This window comes from Caldithrix sp. (assembly GCF_056497305.1).
The window spans coordinates 1-3,741 of the sequence record NZ_JBSMDE010000189.1 but is presented as its reverse complement, the minus strand read 5'-3'; the positions used below and the strand labels follow the sequence as shown (position 1 = coordinate 3,741).

At 46.2% G+C, this 3,741-nt stretch carries 2 protein-coding genes; both read right to left on the bottom strand.

Annotation, left to right across the window (positions count from 1 at the left end):
• Window positions 1-512 precede the first annotated feature (512 nt).
• On the bottom strand, window positions 513-1,850 hold the full coding sequence (locus ACWB0I_RS15315) for a sigma-54-dependent transcriptional regulator (protein WP_479388947.1): 1,338 nt from the start codon (window positions 1,848-1,850) through the stop codon (window positions 513-515).
• Between the two features lie 10 nt (window positions 1,851-1,860).
• Window positions 1,861-3,501 (bottom strand): ATP-binding protein, encoded by a 1,641-nt coding sequence (locus ACWB0I_RS15310; RefSeq protein WP_479388946.1) that lies wholly within the window; start codon window positions 3,499-3,501, stop codon window positions 1,861-1,863.
• Between the last annotated feature and the right edge of the window lie 240 nt (window positions 3,502-3,741).

Genomic DNA, 3,741 nt, shown 5'->3' with positions numbered 1-3,741 from the left:
TTTAGGCGCATTTGCTGTGGTGGTCGGTACGGCGATAACGCGTCCCTGGGTTTTAACCGAGCGCTTTGTCCAGGCCTTGAAAGATGAACGTTCATGCTGATTGTTGCCCTGGGCCGGCTTAAGAACATGCTGGGGGAGTGCTCGTGCCGATGTGTTATTCTGACCCCGCTTCAGCGGAAGAAGAACCCCTTCCACTGGCAGACCATTCGCAAGCGTAACGTAACTCGAGCTTCAGCTCGAGCCCTACACTGCCAGGCTGAATTTCCCCTTATCCCAATTTTTGGGAGCGGGGGTTAGGGGGAGAGGGCAAAACTCTTCCGATTTTCGGGAGAGGGGGTTAGGGCGTGAGGGCTAAACTCGCTCAGGCTTTGCGAGAGAGAACCGAAAGGTGAGAGCTACTTCTCAGCAGATATTCGCCGGTGAACGATTCTACCAATCAACATTTTCTTTTCCGATTCAGTTAAAAAATTCCACCCTACAAAGCGGTAATGCTTTCAAAGATAGCAGTCAGATCAGCTGAGCAAATCGTATTTGTGCAACTTATGGTACAAACTTTTTTTGCTGATGCCCAGCAGTTGGGCAGCTCTGGTTTTATTGCCTTTCGTCTGTTGCAGTACGCGTAAAATATGCTCACGCTCCATGTCTTGCAGTTTTAGCGAATGCTCCGATGCCGTATTGACCTGACTCTCGCGAATATCGGAGGGCAGGTCTTCCACCTTAATTTCCTTTCCGTCACTTAAAATGACAGCGCGTTCCAGTACATTTTCCAGTTCCCGCACATTGCCCGGCCAATGATAGTTTTGTAATACTTCCATGGCCTGCGGGCTGCATCCTTTAACACATTTTTTAAGCGCAAAACAAGTTTTGCTCAAAAAGTGTTCAACCAGTACGGGAATATCTTCCGGCCGTTGGCGCAAGGGCAGGAGATGGATGTTAAAGACATTTAAGCGGTAGTACAGGTCTTCCCGAAATTGGCCGCTTTTCATCAGGGTCTTTAAATCGCGATTGGTGGCTGCAATTACGCGTACATCGCTGCGGTAGGTGTGCGTGCTTCCCAGAGGGCGATATTCTCCGCTTTCCAGAAAACGAAGCAGTCGCGTTTGAAACTCCGGACTGACATCGCCAATTTCATCCAGAAACAGGGTGCCGGAATTGACCACTTCGATCAGCCCGCTCTTATTTTTAACCGCTCCTGTAAAAGCGCCTTTAACATAGCCAAAAAGCTCGCTCTCCAGCAGGGTGTCCTGCATGGCGCTGCAATTGATGACAATAAACGGCTTGTCATTACGCGTACTTTTACGATAGATGGCTCTGGCCACCAGTTCTTTTCCCGTTCCGGTTTCGCCGGTTATTAAAACAGTGGAATTGGTAGGCGCCACGCGATCGATCAGTTGCAATACCTGTCTGGTGTGCTGGCTTTGACCGATGAATTCTTCAAAGCGGCTTTTAAAAGATTTTTCATGCTCGGCCGCTTCGCGTTCTCGTTTTAAACGTACCAGTTCAAAGGCGCGATTGACTAAAATGGAGAGTTCTTCGAAATCAAATGGTTTTACCAGATAATCGTAAGCGCCTAATTTCATGGAGGCAATGGCGTTTTCCACGGTTGCATTGCCGGTCATCATGATCACCTGTGTAAAGGGCGAAATAAAATGCAGTTGTTTCAGAACCTCAATGCCGTCAATATCGGGCAGGATGATGTCCAGTAAGATGACATCGAATAGGGCTTGTTTGGCTTTTTCGATGGCCTCCAATCCGCTGCCGGCTTCTGCAACGCTGTACCCTTTGCGTTCAAACACGTGCCTGAGGTGCAGGCGGAAAGATTTTTCATCATCTACGATCAAGACATTCATAGGCGCCCCTTTACGTTTCTATTTCAACCACGGGTAAAAGTACGGTAAAGGTCGTTCCCTGGTGCAGTTTACTTTCGACTTTAATTTGGCCATCATGAGAATTGACAATGCGTTTACTGATAGCCAGTCCCAGGCCCGTGCCGGCGCCGGGCGGTTTGGTGGTAAAAAAAGGATCGAAAATTTTGTTAATATTCTGAATGGGAATGCCATACCCCTGATCTTTAATTTTTACGAAAATCCACTTATCATTTTCACAGCCGCTCTCAATCAATATTTTTTTGCCGGTTGGCGTAAATTCCAGGGCATTTAAGATGAGGTTAATGAACACCTGGGCCAGCTCATCCGCTTCGCCCACAATTTCTGGCAGGTTCTGATGCAATTGCAGTTCAATGGTTTTATGCTCTTTTTCGGCTTTGTAGCGCACCAGGGTTAAAACGTTCAGCAAAATTTGATTGATGTTTAAGGAAACCTTGCGGTGGCTCGATTTGCGGGAGATGTCCAGCAGACCTGTGGTGATCTTTTTGCAGCGTTGAATCTCATTTTTCATACTTTCCAGACACAATGCAATATTGCTAGGTTCGTTCTGTGCCCGATCCTCTGGGCCCAGCACGTCTTTGATCTGTTGAATGCAAACGGCAATGGAGCTAAGCGGATTGTTTATTTCGTGCGCGATGCTGCTGGCCAATTCTCCGATGGCCGCTAATTTACTCTTGTGAATCATCTGTAAATTCAATTCCTTTTCGTGTGTGATGTCCTGAATCAATTCCAGCACCTGCTCAATTTGTCCCTGTTCATTAAAGAGCGGAGCGGACGTGACGCGAAAAAATTTCAACTGATGATCGTCAGCCTTAAATTCGATCTCTTTGCTTTCGATCTTTCCGCTTTTAAGGGAGCGCTCGGTGGGGCAGTCCTGACAGACCAACTCATTGTGCCACAGCGCCTTACTGCAAAATTGGTCTTTTAATGCGCTTAAGGGGCCAAACCATTCTTCCACCACGCGATTGACCCACACAATGTGCTGTTCCCTGTTCAACAATACCAGTCCGGCGTCGATGCCCATCAAAATCTTGGAAAGTTTATTCCGTTCCTGCTCCAGCTCGGCTTTGTGTTTTTGCAGATCCTGGTACAACTGTTCGATTTGTTGCCGGTCACGGGCCTCCTTTCGGGAGAGTAATCCGAGTGAAACCGCAACCAGATAAAAGAAAGCGATCCTTAAAATAAGATTCATGGCATTTTCTGGTGTGATTTGCGGATGTGCGCTGATTAAGTACAGAACGGTGGAGGCCGTGGCTACTATCAGTCCGAGGCGCAGACCAAAATAGAAGGAATGCAGGGCCACTAACAGGAAAAATCCCAGAATAAAATCGCTCTGGAAACCTCCGGTGTAGCGTGTCAAATTGAAGAGGAACAGCAGGTCCAGAACCAGGGCTACCAGATAGGTCTGGCGGATTTTTTGCGGTTTAAAATAGATGTAAATGTAGAGCAAAATGCTGTAGAACAGGAAGAATAAAAAGTTGTAAAATAAGAAATAGCGGTGCGTTTGCGGAAGATGAGCGATCAAAATCCAGATCAGACCGCCAATCAGGACTAAAATACGTAAAAGAGCAAAGAGCTGGTCAATGGAATTTAATTTGTCCAAAAATTTTTTCATGGCACTGCCCCCCACGGCAGTCGCTTCGTGAATGTTTTCTTATTATTAATTTAGGCAATCTTAACAGAGAATACCAGAAATTTTACATTTTGTGCTCCGGGAAGGGTGATATTTTAAATCAAAAGGCAGCAAAGCAGCAACGAAAAACATTTTAACCGGGATTTAAGCAACCAAAGAAAGCACAGAGAAGCATTTTTAAATTAAAAATTAAAAGTTACGAATTACGAATTATTTTGCAAA

Excerpts from the sequence above, each read along its gene's own strand:
- ACWB0I_RS15315 (WP_479388947.1), bottom strand. The coding sequence starts at position 1,850 with ATGAATGTCTTGATCGTAGATGATGAAAAATCTTTCCGCCTGCACCTC.
- ACWB0I_RS15310 (WP_479388946.1), bottom strand. The coding sequence starts at position 3,501 with ATGAAAAAATTTTTGGACAAATTAAATTCCATTGACCAGCTCTTTGCT.